Raw genomic sequence first — 14,484 nt, forward strand, 5'->3', positions numbered from 1 at the left:
ATGGAAAATTTTATAAATGGAAAATGGACAAAACCGCAATCAGGGAATTATGGAAATGTTTCTAACCCTGTAACGGGCAAAGTTTTTGATAAAGTACCTCATAGCAATTTAGATGATGTCAATGCTGTTATGGATGCTGCTCACGAAGCTTTTAAAAAATGGAAAAAAGTGCCTGTAGCGGAACGTGCTTCATTGCAACATAAAGGAGCACAATTAATGCGAGATCATGCTGATGAATTAGGAAATTTATTAGCGAATGAATTAGGTCGTCCCCTTGACGCTTGTATTCGCGAAATTACTAGAAGTGCTGATTTAACGGATTATTATGCAGAAGAAGGTTTGCGTCTTAAGGGTGAAATTCCATTGCATAATATTGAAGGCGAAAGAGTGATGGTGATTAGAGAACCTATTGGAGTGGTAGTTTCTATTACTTCTTTTAACTATCCTATTGCGTTGCTAACTATGAAGTTAGGAGCCGCCTTGATAGCGGGTTGTACTATAGTTTCTAAACCTTCTGATGAAACACCATTATCAACGATGCGTCTTGCCGAATTGTTTTCGCAAGCGGGTTATCCACCAGGCGTATTTAATGTGATAACGGGTCGTGGCCGTGATATTGGTGATGCGATGGTAACTCATAAATACACCTCTAAAATTGCTTTTACTGGCGGAACAAGTACAGGACAACGCATTGGTGCTCTTGCTGCTCAACTGGGGAAAAGGTTCACCTTAGAATTAGGTGGTCAATCGCCGGTAATTGTTTGTGCAGATGCAAACTTAGATATTGCCGTTCCTGCGATTGTAAAACATACTTTTGCTAACAGCGGACAGTTTTGTTATCGGGTAAGTAGAATATATGTGCATCAGGATATTTACGACGAATATGTTGCTAGAATGACCGAAGAAACAAAAAAATTGACGATTGGAAATCAGTTTTCAGGTTGTGATATGGGTCCGATTATAAGCCAAAAAATCTATAAAACCAGTGAAGAGCAAACTGCTGATGCAAAAGCAAAAGGAGCAACTATAACTACCGGCGGAGAACGTCTGAAAGGAGCTGAATTCGAAAAAGGATGGTTTTTTCCACCTACTATCATTGCTGATGCCAATCACAGTATGGAAATCATGAGGGAAGAAACTTTTGGACCTGTAGCTGCAATTATGAAGTTTAAGACTAATGAGGAAGCGATAGCATTGGCTAATGATTCGGATTATGGTTTAGCCGCTTATGTTTTTACTGGCGAATTAGGAACTGGATTGCGCATTGCTGAAGAACTCGAAGCAGGATCCGTATGGGTAAATAATATTCAACGTTCGTATCACGATGTACCTTTTGGAGGTGTCAAACAAAGTGGTGTTGGTAGAGAAAAAGGTCGCTACGGAATTGAATCGTACACAGAGCTGAAAACTATTTATTACAGTTATTAATGTTACGGGACAAAGACATAGCAGTTTGGCAAGCAGCCTGCCCATTTCTTGATGTTCGCAGCAACGATGAGCATACTTTGTTTTCTTATTATTGGGCTAAACAGCTATTGGATTTTTATCCTGATGCCAATCCTGATGTGGTTTTACCAGCTATTTTGTTGCACGACACGGGATGGAAGAAAATCCCTCTCGAAAAAGTCTTGGAATCCTTTGGTCCCTTGATGAAGTATCCTGAATTAAGAAGGCAACATGAGTTGGAAGGCGTTGCCATTGCAAAACAGATTCTTTCAGAATTAGGATATGCTGAAAGTTTGATTACCCAAATATGTGATATAATTGACGGGCATGATACCACAATCCAAGCAAAATCTTTAAATGATTCGCTTGTTAAAGACAGCGATAAGTTGTGGCGTTTTACGCGTCATGGAAACGAAACAATTCAGTCTTGGTTTTCGAAATCATTAAGTGAAGTGCATGAAATCTTGCGTAAGCAATTTGACACCTTGTTAACCGATAAAGGAAAATTATTCGCTACACAAATGTTAGAAATTGCAGAATTAAAAGAAAATCTAAATAAATATATACCTTATGTATCCTCTTAAAGATAAAGTTGTTATTGTCACTGGTGCTGGTGGCGGATTAGGTAAGGCTTTCGCTCAAGCTTTCGCAAAAGCGGGAGCAAAAGTAGCTATTGCAGATATTAATGCCGATGGAGCAGTACAAACTGCTAAAGAAATTGATGGCAGCATCGCTGTTACCGTTGATGTAACTTCAGAAGAATCTGTAAATGCGATGGCTCAAAAAGTGATGGATAGCTTTGGACGAATTGATATTTTAATAAATAATGCAGCTATTTATGCTGGAATACAACGCAAACCATTCTATGAACTTTCTGAAAAAGAATGGGATTTAGTAATGGACGTAAATTTAAAAGGAACTTGGATGGCAAGTAAAGCGGTCTTTCCTTTTATGAAAGCACAAGGTGGTGGTAAAATTATAAATATCTCGTCAGCAACGGTCATGAGTGGTTCGCCTCAATGGTCACATTATGTGGCTTCCAAAGGTGGAGTTATTGGTCTTACCCGAAGTATGGCAAGAGAAGTGGGCGACTTTAATATTAATGTAAATAATATCGCACCAGGCTTTACATTGACAGAAGCTAGTTTATCTTTGATGGATAATGCTAAAGAATACGGAGTGCAACGTGGCGCTATAAAAAGAGGTTCTACCGCAGATGATATTGTGGGAACGGCTCTTTATCTAGCTTCAAATGCTTCTGATTTTGTAACCGGACAAACGATTGTGGTTGACGGTGGAAAACAATTTATATAACTAGTAAAAATTAAAATTATGCCAAAAGTAATTTATATAGAAGCGGAAGGAAAAACACACGAAATTGAGCTTCCTTTGGGAGCAACTTTTATGGAAGGCGCTGTACAAAATGATGTTAAGGGAATTATTGCTGAATGTGGCGGCTCTTGTATGTGTGCAACTTGCCATGTTTATGTAGACGATGCCTATCTAAATTTACTTCCAGAAATGGAAGAGGAAGAAGACGAAATGCTAGAGGGTACAATTGCTCAACGAACTGCAAACAGTAGATTAGGTTGTCAAGTAAGAGCTTCAAAAGCTTTAGACGGAATAATTTTAAGAATACCAAAAGAGAAATGAAAAAGCGAGTTGTCATAATAGGTGCGGGACACGGTGGTGTTCAGGCAGCTTCTACTTTAAGGGAAGAAGGTTTTGAAGGCGAAATTATCATGATTTCTGACGAATTGGATGCGCCTTATCAAAAACCACCTCTTTCAAAGGGTTATTTGCAAGGAAAGCAAAATGCACAAGCTATTTTATTCCGTTCTGAAAATTATTATAATGACAACGCAATAGATTTAAAATTGGGTGTTCGTGTGGCAAAAATTGATTCAGAAAAGAACGAAATAAATCTTTCTGATGGTGCTGTAATAGCGTACAATTATTTGATTATTGCCACAGGAGCGTGTAACAGGCGACTTCGTTTTAATGGCCATATCGCTGAAAAAGTATATTATTTACGCAATTTTTCAGATGCCAAAATGATTGAAGAAAAAATTAATCCTGCCAGTCATATTGTGATTATTGGAGGAGGTTTTATCGGTCTGGAACTGGCAGCTTTAGCTGTAGAAAAAAATAAAAAAGTTACGGTAATTGAAACCGAAGACCGACTCATGAAAAGGGTTTTACCCGAAACATTATCTAAAGTTTTTTATGAAACGCATGTAGCACATGGTGTCGAAATGATTCTTGGTGTTTCTGTAGTAGATATTATTGATGGTAAAAAGATAAAATTAAGCGACGGAAATGAAATTGATGCCGATTTAATTTTAGCGGGAATTGGCGTTATTGTGGAGTCGGAACTGACTGAAAATTCTGAGGTGTTGTTTAATAACGGAATTGTAGTTAACCCGTTTCAGCAAACCAATATTGAAAATATTTATGCCATTGGCGACTGTGCAAATCACTATAATCCTTTTGCAAAGAAAAGTTTGCGATTAGAGTCCGTGCAAAATGCAGTCGATCAAGCTAAAGTTGCTGCGGCACATATTGTTGAAAGACCCTTTGAATATAATACTGTTCCTTGGTTTTGGACCAATCAATACCATCTAAAACTACAAATGGCCGGCATCAGTTTTGGTTTTGATGAAGCAATAATTCGTCAGTCGCCTAAACCAGAATGTTTTTCTGTGTATTATTTTAAAGAAGAAAAATTAATTGGAGTAGATTCCTTAAATCGTCCCGCAGACCACTTGAACGCAAGAAAGTTATTGACTGCTGGTATTTCTCCATCAAAAATGGAAGTTGCTGATTTTGAATTTAATTTGAGTGGGTTATTGAAACAAGAAATATAATACCATCTGCCGCGGATTCGCAGATTTTTTAATTATCGACTTATTATTATTTGTATCCTAAATAAAATTATTGAGATTATCATTATTTAACGCCAATTCACAAATTTCTTCAAAATTAATTTTTAATAATTTTTTAATATTGAAGTGTATGTCGTTCAAAGTAAGGATATAATTTTTTATCCTAGCTTAGTAGATTTTTTAAATATGTAGATTATTTTTTTTAAATATCAATCTGCGAATCTACGGTAAAACAAATATAAAACTAATCGCTGAAAAGCTTCCATCATTCTTTCTGAATAACAGTATTCCTATATTGATTAGGCGAAAATCCAGTTTGCTTTTTGAACAATCTCGAAAAGTAGGCTGGGTCTTTAAAATTTAATAAGTAGGCTATTTCAGAAATAGAGTGCGAGGTGTACACCAAATATTTTTTAGCTTCAGTGATACTGAAATCCTGTATAACTTGCAATGCTGATTTTTGAACTAATGCATTGCAAACTCGGTTGAGGTGCACTGGTGTAATTCGTAAGTCTTCCGCATATTCTTTGACAAGTTTAGTTTTAGGCAATGTTTTTTTTATACCTTTTTGAAAAGCATGAAAATACGTTAATGTTCTGTTGTTTGGGCCTCTATTTTCATTTTCAAATGTGTTTAAGATATGCAATTCAATAAAAAATAATTGAAATAAAGATTGTAAGCACAATTGCTTATATTGTTTGTTTTCGGCTATTTCATTTACTATTTTGTTTTTTAAAAACAGTAAATCATTTAATATATCATTGTTTTCTTGGGTAAAACTATATTGTTTTACTTTATTTAATTCTAATAATATTAGTGGTGAATTAGCAAATATTGTTTCAATAAATTGGTCTGATATCGTAAGCACTTCCCCAATCACATCTGACTGAAATTCAAATCCATGGAAGGTATTTGTTGGGATAATTAAAATACAAGGTGCTTCTAATTTTATTTTATTATTATCTTGAATTAGCAATCCTTCACCAGCAGATATGATAAATATTTGGAATAAATCAGTATGAAGATGCTCGTTTATCTCCCAATTATAAAGTTTACTTCTTGTCGCTAATAATTCATGATGTACAAAGTTTCCTAGCTCATGTGAGTTATTGTCGCCATACAATCCTTTGTAATTAAGAAGGTTTTTTTTCATTTCGTTTTTTCTTAAAGCAATACTACTTATTTTTTTTGACTAAAAATAGTAAAATGTTCGTTTTGTGCAAGTATGTTTGTTTTTAATCCAAATGTAAACGGCAGAACTCCACTAAATTTGTTACAGTAGATTTCCATAAATTATAAAAAGCAATAGTATGATAGAAAGTAACGATTCCCTATTAGATATTGAAGTGCAACCGTCAAAGTTAGACATTGGTTATACCTCTACGATTTTACGTTCTCCAACAAAGCCAATGATACTTTTGAAAAAGTCTATTGCCGAACGTACAGGTCCGTTATTTCATGACTTTAATTTGGGTATTTTAGACCATGATTTAACCAAGAATTCGGTAAGAAATGGAGAACCTATTGGAGAAAGAATAGTGGTGCACGGAACCGTTAGAAATGAAATAGGAGAGCCTATTCCCAATACAATTCTAGAAATTTGGCAAGCCAATGCAGCGGGTCGTTATGTACACAAAGTAGACCAACACAATGCTCCGTTAGACCCTAATTTTTTAGGAACAGGACGGTGTAGAACCGATGAACACGGCAATTATAAATTTTATACGATAAAACCAGGGGCTTATCCTTGGGGAAATCACCACAATGCGTGGAGACCAAATCACATTCATTTTTCACTTTTTGGAAACCAAATCATAAGCCGTTTGGTAACACAAATGTATTTTCCGGGCGATCCCTTATTAGAATACGATCCTATTTATAAAGCGGTAAAAGCGAAAGGTCGCGAACTATTAATTTCAAAATTTGATTTGGACATCACTGAACCAAATTACGCTTTGGGATATCGTTTTGATATTGTATTAAGAGGAAGTCAAGCAACACCATTCGAAAATAGATAAGAAATTATGAGCACAAAAATGTTACAAACACCATCACAAACTGTAGGACCTTATTTTGCTTATGGACTTACGCCAAAACAATATGGTTATGATTTTAAAAATTTGACCACAAATATTTTAGAATCTGTTCTAGAAGGAAAAGAAATCATCACCATTAAAGGAAAAATATTTGATGGAGAAAATAAAGTAATTCCAGATGCTATGATTGAATTATGGCAAAACGACGGAGAGCATAATTTTTTTGGTAGATTTGGTACTGGTTCAGAGAGCGATAGTCACTTTGCTTTTCAAACCATAAAACCAAATTCAGTTGACGGTCAAGCCCCTTTTGTTACTTTAATAGTGTTCATGCGAGGACAATTAATTCACTCGTACACTCGTTTTTATTTTTCTGATGAAACAGAATTAAACAAGCAAGATCTTGTTTTAAATTCAGTTCCAGCAGAAAGGCAAAACACAATTATTGCGCAAAAGAAAGACTCTTGTTATGAATTTAATATTTACATGCAAGGCGAAAACGAAACTGTGTTTTTTGAAGTCTAAAATATTCGTTCCATTTTAATTATTTCCTATGAGTTTATATTCCCAATTGTTTTATTCAAATGAAGTTCAGGAATTGTTTACAGATTCACAATCGATTCGCCAGATGCTGCGCGTTGAATTGGCGTTGACGCAAGCACAAGCTAATAACAATTTGTTTGCAAAATCGATTGCAGATGCTATATCGGCTGTTTGTTTCAATGCAGAAATTGATATTGACCAATTGAAAAACGACATTCCATTAGGCGGAAATGCGGCTATTCCTTTAGTGAAACAATTGACAAGAAAAGTGGCTATCGTAAATGAAGAAGCGGCTAAATATGTTCATTTTGGGGCCACAAGTCAAGATATTGTCGATACGGCTTTAGTATTGCAAACGCAAGAATTTTTAACTTGGATTAATGCAAAAACTATTGTTTTAGAAAAACAATTAGTTGAGTTAACAAGAGAACACCAACAAACAATTATGATAGGTCGAACGTTGTTGCAACATGCAAAACCAACGACTTTTGGTTATAAAACCGCAGGTTGGTTAACCGCAATTTCAAGAAGTAAGGAGCGAATACTTGAAGTTCAAAAAAGAGTTGAAGTAGTTCAGTTATCTGGCGCGGTAGGAAATGGAAATCAAGCGATATCCACTCAAATCCAGGACGAATTTGCTCAAATTTTGAATTTAAAGACAGGTTTTTCTTGGCATTCAAATCGTGATAATTTTGCTGAATTAGGAAGCGTTTTAAGTATTTTGGGAGGAAGTTTAGGCAAGATTGCTAAAGATGTTTCTTTGCTTATGCAAACTGAAGTAGCTGAAGTTTTTGAAGGTGCTGCTGAAGGAAAAGGCGGTTCTAGTACGATGCCTCACAAAAGAAATCCAGTGGCTTGTGCTGCCATTTTAGCAAATACGAATAGACTACCGCATTTAGCCGCAACATTGCTTTCGGCTTTACCGCAAGAACATGAACGTTCCGTAGGTTTGTGGCATTCTGAATGGGAAGTTTTAGTTGAAATCATGCAACTTACAGCGGGTTCAGTCGAAAAAAGCATTGCTTTATTAGCAGGATTAGAAGTGGATAAAGATAGAATGCTTGCCAATTTAGAACTAACCTACGGACTTATTTATGCTGAAAATGTAAGTTTGGCTTTAACCAAAAAAATAGGAAAAGCTGTTTCGCATGAATTAATAGAAAAAGCATGTAAAAAAGCTATAAGTGAAAATCGGCATTTAAAATCAATTATTCTTGAGCTAAACAAAGACCTTTCAGATATAGACGATTTATTTAATCCTAAAAATTCGATTGGATTAAGTTTAGAATTAATAAATAAACTTTTAGAAAAATACTAAATTTTTGGGCTTAAGTAATGAGCCGAATGACAAAATATAATATGAAAACAAACTATAAATTATCAGGAACGCCCAACAGTCCGGTTTTAGTTTTTTCTAATTCATTAGGAACTGACATGAGCATGTGGGAGGAAGTAATTCCCTATTTGTTGCCTTATTTCCAAATATTGCAATATGATACGCGTGGTCTTGGCAAAAGCCAAATTACAACAGAGCCTTATACTATCCAATTATTAGGTCAAGATGTGATTGACTTATTAGATACTTTGAATATAGAAAAAGCTCATTTTTGTGGACTCTCGATGGGCGGCTTAATAGGGCAATGGTTGGCGATTCATCATTCTGAACGTTTTCCAAAAATAATTTTGTCCAATACCGCTGCTAAAATTGGGAATGCTGAAGGTTGGAATTCTCGAATAGAAACCATCCAAAAATCAGGATTAGAATTTATTGCAGCCGCTACAATGGAGCGCTGGTTTACTGCCAATTTTATAGCTAAAAATGAAAAACGTGTCGACGAAACGCATCAAATGTTTATTGCTATCGATGTTTTAGGTTACTCAAACTGTTGCGAAGCCATTAGAGATGCTGATTTTACAGAAGATTTACATAAAATAAAATCAAAAATTTTAGTTATTGCAGGAAATGAAGATGCAGTAACTACAATTGAAGATGCGGAATTTTTAATAAATAAAATTCCGGAATCGGCGATCAGTATTCTTTCCGCGAGACATTTATCATCCACAGAATTACCAGAAAAATTCGCTACAGTTTTAATTGAATTTATTGTGGGTGAATCGACTTTCGAGAAAGGAATGCATGTTAGACGCACTGTTTTAGGGAATGCACATGTGGACAAGGCGAGCCAAAATGTAAATGAATTTAATGGCGAGTTCCAAGAATTTATTTCCAATTATGCTTGGGGTGAAATTTGGACCCGTCCCGGAATATCAAAACACAATCGGAGCTTAATTACTATCGCCATGTTAGTTGCGTTAAATCGAAAAGCAGAGTTGCAAATGCACATAAAAGCCGCTTTTAATAATGGTGTTTCCAAAGCTGAAATTAAAGAGGTGCTCATGCAATCTGCAATATATTGTGGTTTACCAGCTGCTAATGATGCGATTCATACTGCAGAAGATGTTTTTAAAGAAATGAAAAGTTAAAGTATAAAAAAATGAAAAAAATTAAAACACAAGTTGGTATTGTTGGCGCAGGACCTGCAGGATTAACATTAGCAAACTGGTTAAGAAAGCAAGGTATTTCAGCTGTAATTTTAGAAAACCGCAGTAGAGTTTATATTGAATCCAGAGTTCGTGCGGGTTTATTAGAGCAAAACACAGTAGATATTTTAGAAAATTTAGGAATTGCTGATCGACTTAAAAAAGAAGGATTGCGACACGAAGGTGTAAATTTAAGCTTTAATGGAGATCGTATTCGAGTGCCTTTTGGAGAACTTACTCAAGGTCGGAATATAACTATTTACGGACAGCAAGAAGTGGTCAAAGACCTTACGAATGCTTGGCTTGATGGTGGAGGCGAATTATATTTTGAAGCTACTGCAAATAAAATCGAAGACATTGAATCAGATAATCCTAAAATTTATTTTGAATACGAAGGCGAACAATCCGTTTTAGAATGTGATTTCGTTGCCGCTTGTGACGGTTTCCATGGTTTGGGACGCAAGACTATGCCAGAAGGATCGTATAATGAGTTTACGGTAACTTATCCTTTTAGTTGGTTGGGAATATTAGCGAATGTTGCACCTTCATCTGAAGAATTAATCTATGCGTATCACGAGAATGGATTTGCATTAAGTAGTTCTCGTTCGGAATCCGTGAGCCGTCTTTACATTCAATGTGAAAATGACGATAAAGTAGAAAACTGGACCGACGATCAAATTTGGGATGAATTGGAAATACGTTTGGGAACGCCGGGTTGGGAACTAAAAAGAGGTCCTATTTTTGAAAAAGGAATCACACCCATGCGAAGCTATTTCATTGATAACATGCAAAAAGGCAGATTGTTTTTAGCAGGCGATGCAGCACATATTGTTCCGCCAACAGGAGGAAAAGGACTGAATTTGGCTATCGCTGATGTCAAACATTTAGTAGATGGATTTACGGCTTTTTATAAAGATGCAAATACAACTGAATTAGATTCGTATTCAGAAACAGCCTTAAAAAGAATTTGGCGTGCACAGGATTTCTCTAATTTTATGACCACTTTGTTTCACAAACATGAGGAACATGGTTCATTTGGCTACCAATTGCAAAAAGCAAAATTTGATTATATCAAAAGATCTAAAGCATATAGAACAACTATATCTGAAAATTATGTAGGAATGCCATTTGAGGCTTTTGAATAATATTTTCCAGATTTAAAAAATATAAACTCATTTTAATTAGTACAACTTATAATGAAACAAGTACCTATAGTAGATTTACATACGGCTGCAGAAATGGTTAAAGACGGCGATACATTACTTCAAGGGGGTTTTGGTATGACTGGAAATCCGGTTCATTTAATGCATGCACTCGCTGAAATTGGAACTAAAAACCTCACTTTTATTGGGAATAATACGGGCGAAGCTGGAATTGGTGGCGGTCGATTGTTACGAAATGGCCAGATAAAAAAAATGATAGGTTCTTTTTTTACCTCTAATCCTGATGCAGTCAAAGCTGCTCAAACAGGTGCTGTAGATTATGAGCTATTACCGCAAGGAACACTAGCCGAAGCAATAAGAGCTGGCGGAGCAGGAATTGGAGGTTTTTACACACCTACTTCTGCGGGAACTTTAATTGCAGCGGGAAGAGAAACGAAAATCATTGATGGCGAAGAACAAGTTTTTATTAAAGGAATTCGCGGTAATGTAGCTTTTATTCGTGCTTGGAGAGCAGATACCGCTGGGAATTTGCAATACAGAATGACCGAAAATAATTTCAACAAAGCGATGGCAACAGCTGCAGATTTAGTAATTGCCGAAGTAGAAGAAATTGTTCCAGTAGGCGAAATATTACCTGAATTTGTGCACACGCCGGGTTGTTTTGTTGATTATTTAGTAGAAGCTAAAATTACACTAGAGGATTTGGGAAGTTCTGCATCAGTGTCGACTTCTAAAAAAGTGGATGAAAGCCGAATGAATATGGCAAGAAGGGCTTTGAAAGAATTAAAAAAAAGAGATGTTGTCAATTTAGGAATTGGAATACCAACTCTAGTTGCAGATTTAATTATAGATGAACACGGAATTATTCTACATACTGAAAACGGAATGCTTGGCGTAGGACCCGTTCCTACTGATGGTGGTGGCGCTATGGATTATCCTGTAAATGCTGGAAAAATTCCAGTTACTGCACTCAAAGGAAGTAGTTATTTTGATAGTGCTGATTCCTTCGCTATGATTCGCGGTGGTCATGTTGATACTGCTATCATGGGAGGTTTAGAAGTCGATGAAGCTGCAAATTTAGCAAATTGGGCCGTTCCTGGAAAGCCTTTGCTGGGTGTTGGTGGTGCTATGGATTTAGCAAAAGGAGCAAAACGATTAATTATCACTATGACACATTCAAATCCTGATGGTTCTTCTAAAGTGGTTCCAAAATGTGTTTTACCACTAACCGCTTCTGGAGTTGTCGATTTAATAATTACTGATCTGGCTGTTTTTTCTTTTATCGAAGGAAAATTAACCTTAATCGAAATTATGCCGGGAAGCTCTCTCGAAGAAATACGGACTAAAACAACTGCTCATTTTATTGAAAAACTAAATTAGTAAAAACATGAATCAATCCTATATAATAGATGCAATCCGAACCCCAATTGGAAGTTTTGGAGGAAGTTTATCCACTCTTAGAGCCGATGATTTAGCAGCTTTAACCATTCGAGAATTAGTAAAACGGAATCCAAATATTCCTGTCGAAATGATTGACGAAGTGATTCTTGGAAATCACAATCAGGCAGGAGAAGACAATAGAAATGTGGCACGAATGGCTTCATTACTAGCAGGATTACCATTTACTGTTCCTGCTCAAACGGTAAATCGTCTCTGTGCCTCAGGAATGTCAGCCATTATTGATGCTTCAAGAAGTATCCAAGTTGGAGATGCTGATATCATGATTGCAGGCGGGATGGAACACATGACAAGAAGTCCTTGGGTGATTTCTAAAACTTCAAAACCCTTTGGAAATGATGTTCAAATGTATGATTCTAGTTTTGGATGGCGTTTTGTGAATCCAAAAATGCAGACCATGTACGGAACAGATCCTATGGGAGTTACTGCCGAAAATTTAGTAGAACTTTATAAAATAAGTAGAGAAGATCAGGATTTATTTGCTTTTAGTTCACAGCAGAAAGCATTTGCAGCGCAGCAAAACGGTCGTTTGGCAGAAGAAATTATTACTGTTGAACTTATTGATAAAAAAGGGAATATTACGGTATTTGGTAAAGATGAATTTGTAAAGGGTAATACTACTCTTGAAAAACTAGCGACTTTAAGAGCCGCTTTTAAAAGAGAAAATGGAACCGTTACTGCAGGAAATTCTTCTGGATTGAATGATGGTTCTGCCGCATTATTTTTAGCTTCGGAACATGCGATAAAAAAATATAATTTAATTCCTAAAGCTAGAATTGTAGCTTCGGCAGTTGTGGGAGTTGAGCCTCGTTTAATGGGAATTGGTCCCGTAGGAGCGACTCAAAAAGCACTTAAAAAAGCAGGACTTACATTAAATGATATTGATATTATAGAGTTAAATGAAGCCTTTGCAGCGCAATCACTGGCCTGTTCTAGAGCTTTAGGGTTGGCAGATGATGATGTGAGAATTAATCCTAATGGTGGCGCTATTGCCTTTGGTCATCCCCTTGGAATGTCTGGAACTCGAATCATTCAAACGGCTACTATCGAACTTCAAAAGCAAAATAAAAGATATGCACTTTGTACCATGTGCATTGGAGTAGGAATGGGTTATGCTGTTATTATTGAAAATGTGAATATTAGATAGAGTTGGGAATGTGGTTTAATGAAGTACTATTTGTGATCTTAATTTATAATTATTTCGATAAAGAGAAATTAATTTTATCGATCTAGATAAATCATAGGAGAGGAAGCTTGATGCTGAATTATTAGATTGTTAATTCTTCTTTTTTTAAGCTTTGTAAAAGTTTATGAAAATATGGTAGTGAAATTATTTATTTACAGAACCTCATTCAATTAGTTCAACTTTCAGTATTTTTTTAATAAAGTATAGATATTCAATTTTATGAATAGATTGAAATGTCTAATTGTGGATATCTTTTACCCTGTTAAAAAAAAGAAATATTTAAAATTTTATTACTTTTTTTTGTAAATGAAGTCAAGTTATATTAGTAGTCACTTTGCGTATTGTTCTTTTTTTTTGATATTGTAATTTATATATATTACATGGAAAAGCTCATAAAGTGTCAAGCACTAGAAAATTGCGGAAAAGAATTTTACATAAAATTCTACCACTTAACATTTAGAATTTACTGATTACTCCAATTCCTGTTTGCTTTCCGTTATAAAAAGGAGCAACCATAAGAGCCGCTTTTGTTTCTTTTTGGAAAAGTAGTTTTTGCATTTTTGGATATATCCAATAGGCGGTTTTTGTACATAAAATACCAATTCCAGCACCAGCTGCAACATCAGTTAACCAATGACGATCATTGTACATTCTAAAGAATCCTGTACCTGTGGCTATTATATATCCTGAAATTCCATACCAAATAGAAACATCCTTGTACTCTTGCCAAAGAAATTCGGCGCCTGCAAATGCCGTTGCTGTATGACCTGAAGGAAAAGAATTAAATGAGGAACCATCTGGACGTTGCACATGAGTAAGGTTTTTTAAAGGTAGCGTTGTAGCGGCAACTAATAAATAAGAAGTCGCTAAAATGAGAGATCTGTCTTTAAAATTACTTTTACCTTTTATACCCACCATATTTAATCCGTAGACTGAAGCTGCTGGAAGGTATTGTGTAAAATCGTCGATCGTTATTTTATGATCAATATTTTCAGTAACCTCTTCTTTAATTTCTACATTTAAATTTTTAAGTGCATCACTCTCAATGCCAATTATCCCGTAACTAATAAGCACCGTGGGAATAATCAATTGTTTATAAGAGATTTTTTTAGTGGTAATAGAATCATTTTTAACTTCCTGCGCAAAGATTGATTGAAAGCATATTAATGTTAATAAAAGAAATTTGAGATTCATTATTTTTAATTAAGGCGGTTAAATTTTTTGAG

The 14,484-nt window shown here is 35.5% G+C and carries 14 protein-coding genes; 12 read left to right on the forward strand and 2 right to left on the reverse strand.

The genetic code is table 11. The features are described from left to right. From BUA99_RS08975 to BUA99_RS08995, 5 genes are read left to right on the forward strand one after another with little or no spacing between them, the layout of a single operon-like run. Window positions 1-1,428 carry an aldehyde dehydrogenase family protein gene (locus BUA99_RS08975; protein WP_072991091.1) on the forward strand — a complete coding sequence of 476 codons (1,428 nt, stop codon included), beginning with the start codon at window positions 1-3 and terminating at the stop codon, window positions 1,426-1,428. After that, window positions 1,428-2,030: an HD domain-containing protein gene (locus BUA99_RS08980; protein WP_072991093.1), complete on the forward strand. Its 603-nt coding sequence runs from the start codon at window positions 1,428-1,430 to the stop codon at window positions 2,028-2,030. The genes BUA99_RS08975 and BUA99_RS08980 overlap by 1 nt, the downstream gene beginning before the upstream one ends. Further along, complete coding sequence (locus BUA99_RS08985; RefSeq protein ID WP_072991096.1) at window positions 2,017-2,760, forward strand: SDR family NAD(P)-dependent oxidoreductase; 744 nt, start codon at window positions 2,017-2,019, stop codon at window positions 2,758-2,760. Before BUA99_RS08980 ends, BUA99_RS08985 begins: the two co-directional genes overlap by 14 nt. Window positions 2,761-2,778: 18 nt before the next feature. Beyond that, window positions 2,779-3,099: a 2Fe-2S iron-sulfur cluster-binding protein gene (locus BUA99_RS08990; RefSeq protein ID WP_072991099.1), complete on the forward strand. Its 321-nt coding sequence runs from the start codon at window positions 2,779-2,781 to the stop codon at window positions 3,097-3,099. Next, window positions 3,096-4,313: an NAD(P)/FAD-dependent oxidoreductase gene (locus BUA99_RS08995; RefSeq protein ID WP_072991102.1), complete on the forward strand. Its 1,218-nt coding sequence runs from the start codon at window positions 3,096-3,098 to the stop codon at window positions 4,311-4,313. Before BUA99_RS08990 ends, BUA99_RS08995 begins: the two co-directional genes overlap by 4 nt. Before the next feature lie 283 nt (window positions 4,314-4,596). Here the strand turns inward: BUA99_RS08995 and BUA99_RS09000 are convergent, their stop codons facing one another. After that, complete coding sequence (locus BUA99_RS09000; protein WP_072991105.1) at window positions 4,597-5,484, reverse strand: helix-turn-helix domain-containing protein; 888 nt, start codon at window positions 5,482-5,484, stop codon at window positions 4,597-4,599. A 157-nt stretch (window positions 5,485-5,641) separates the two neighbouring features. On the opposite strand from BUA99_RS09000, the gene pcaH reads away from it, so the two are divergent. The 7 genes from pcaH to pcaF are packed head-to-tail and all read left to right on the forward strand — an operon-like array spanning window position 5,642 to window position 13,219. Then, the gene (gene pcaH / locus BUA99_RS09005; protein WP_072991109.1) at window positions 5,642-6,349 is read left to right on the forward strand and encodes a protocatechuate 3,4-dioxygenase subunit beta; all 708 of its coding nucleotides are present in this window, start codon (window positions 5,642-5,644) and stop codon (window positions 6,347-6,349) included. Window positions 6,350-6,355: 6 nt separating this feature from the next. After that, a complete protein-coding gene (pcaG, locus tag BUA99_RS09010; protein WP_072991112.1) occupies window positions 6,356-6,892 on the forward strand; it encodes a protocatechuate 3,4-dioxygenase subunit alpha in 537 nt (178 codons plus the stop codon). Window positions 6,893-6,920: 28 nt separating this feature from the next. Then, complete coding sequence (gene pcaB / locus BUA99_RS09015; protein ID WP_072991114.1) at window positions 6,921-8,228, forward strand: 3-carboxy-cis,cis-muconate cycloisomerase; 1,308 nt, start codon at window positions 6,921-6,923, stop codon at window positions 8,226-8,228. 41 nt (window positions 8,229-8,269) lie between these two features. Then, window positions 8,270-9,394 (forward strand): bifunctional 3-oxoadipate enol-lactonase/4-carboxymuconolactone decarboxylase PcaDC, encoded by a 1,125-nt coding sequence (gene pcaDC, locus BUA99_RS09020; protein ID WP_072991116.1) that lies wholly within the window; start codon window positions 8,270-8,272, stop codon window positions 9,392-9,394. An 11-nt stretch (window positions 9,395-9,405) separates the two neighbouring features. Continuing rightward, window positions 9,406-10,596 (forward strand): 4-hydroxybenzoate 3-monooxygenase, encoded by a 1,191-nt coding sequence (locus BUA99_RS09025; RefSeq protein ID WP_200778656.1) that lies wholly within the window; start codon window positions 9,406-9,408, stop codon window positions 10,594-10,596. A 51-nt stretch (window positions 10,597-10,647) separates the two neighbouring features. Further along, window positions 10,648-11,994 carry a 3-oxoacid CoA-transferase gene (locus tag BUA99_RS09030; protein WP_072991118.1) on the forward strand — a complete coding sequence of 449 codons (1,347 nt, stop codon included), beginning with the start codon at window positions 10,648-10,650 and terminating at the stop codon, window positions 11,992-11,994. A gap of 7 nt (window positions 11,995-12,001) precedes the next feature. Further along, window positions 12,002-13,219 (forward strand): 3-oxoadipyl-CoA thiolase, encoded by a 1,218-nt coding sequence (pcaF, locus tag BUA99_RS09035; RefSeq protein WP_072991120.1) that lies wholly within the window; start codon window positions 12,002-12,004, stop codon window positions 13,217-13,219. 495 nt (window positions 13,220-13,714) lie between these two features. On the opposite strand, the gene BUA99_RS09040 is transcribed toward pcaF, so the two are convergent. Continuing rightward, on the reverse strand, window positions 13,715-14,452 hold the full coding sequence (locus tag BUA99_RS09040; RefSeq protein WP_072991122.1) for a phosphatase PAP2 family protein: 738 nt from the start codon (window positions 14,450-14,452) through the stop codon (window positions 13,715-13,717). Window positions 14,453-14,484 lie beyond the last annotated feature (32 nt).

It is taken from the genome of Flavobacterium segetis, assembly GCF_900129575.1.
GTDB classification, from domain to species: Bacteria; Bacteroidota; Bacteroidia; order Flavobacteriales; family Flavobacteriaceae; genus Flavobacterium; species Flavobacterium segetis.

Bases quoted from the DNA above. Each gene is read 5' to 3' on its own strand.
- BUA99_RS08975 (WP_072991091.1), top strand. From the start codon at position 1: ATGGAAAATTTTATAAATGGAAAATGGACAAAACCGCAATCAGGGAAT.
- BUA99_RS08980 (WP_072991093.1), top strand. From the start codon at position 1,428: ATGTTACGGGACAAAGACATAGCAGTTTGGCAAGCAGCCTGCCCATTT.
- BUA99_RS08985 (WP_072991096.1), top strand. From the start codon at position 2,017: ATGTATCCTCTTAAAGATAAAGTTGTTATTGTCACTGGTGCTGGTGGC.
- BUA99_RS08990 (WP_072991099.1), top strand. From the start codon at position 2,779: ATGCCAAAAGTAATTTATATAGAAGCGGAAGGAAAAACACACGAAATT.
- BUA99_RS08995 (WP_072991102.1), top strand. From the start codon at position 3,096: ATGAAAAAGCGAGTTGTCATAATAGGTGCGGGACACGGTGGTGTTCAG.
- BUA99_RS09000 (WP_072991105.1), bottom strand. From the start codon at position 5,484: ATGAAAAAAAACCTTCTTAATTACAAAGGATTGTATGGCGACAATAAC.
- pcaH (WP_072991109.1), top strand. From the start codon at position 5,642: ATGATAGAAAGTAACGATTCCCTATTAGATATTGAAGTGCAACCGTCA.
- pcaG (WP_072991112.1), top strand. From the start codon at position 6,356: ATGAGCACAAAAATGTTACAAACACCATCACAAACTGTAGGACCTTAT.
- pcaB (WP_072991114.1), top strand. From the start codon at position 6,921: ATGAGTTTATATTCCCAATTGTTTTATTCAAATGAAGTTCAGGAATTG.
- pcaDC (WP_072991116.1), top strand. From the start codon at position 8,270: ATGAAAACAAACTATAAATTATCAGGAACGCCCAACAGTCCGGTTTTA.
- BUA99_RS09025 (WP_200778656.1), top strand. From the start codon at position 9,406: ATGAAAAAAATTAAAACACAAGTTGGTATTGTTGGCGCAGGACCTGCA.
- BUA99_RS09030 (WP_072991118.1), top strand. From the start codon at position 10,648: ATGAAACAAGTACCTATAGTAGATTTACATACGGCTGCAGAAATGGTT.
- pcaF (WP_072991120.1), top strand. From the start codon at position 12,002: ATGAATCAATCCTATATAATAGATGCAATCCGAACCCCAATTGGAAGT.
- BUA99_RS09040 (WP_072991122.1), bottom strand. From the start codon at position 14,452: ATGAATCTCAAATTTCTTTTATTAACATTAATATGCTTTCAATCAATC.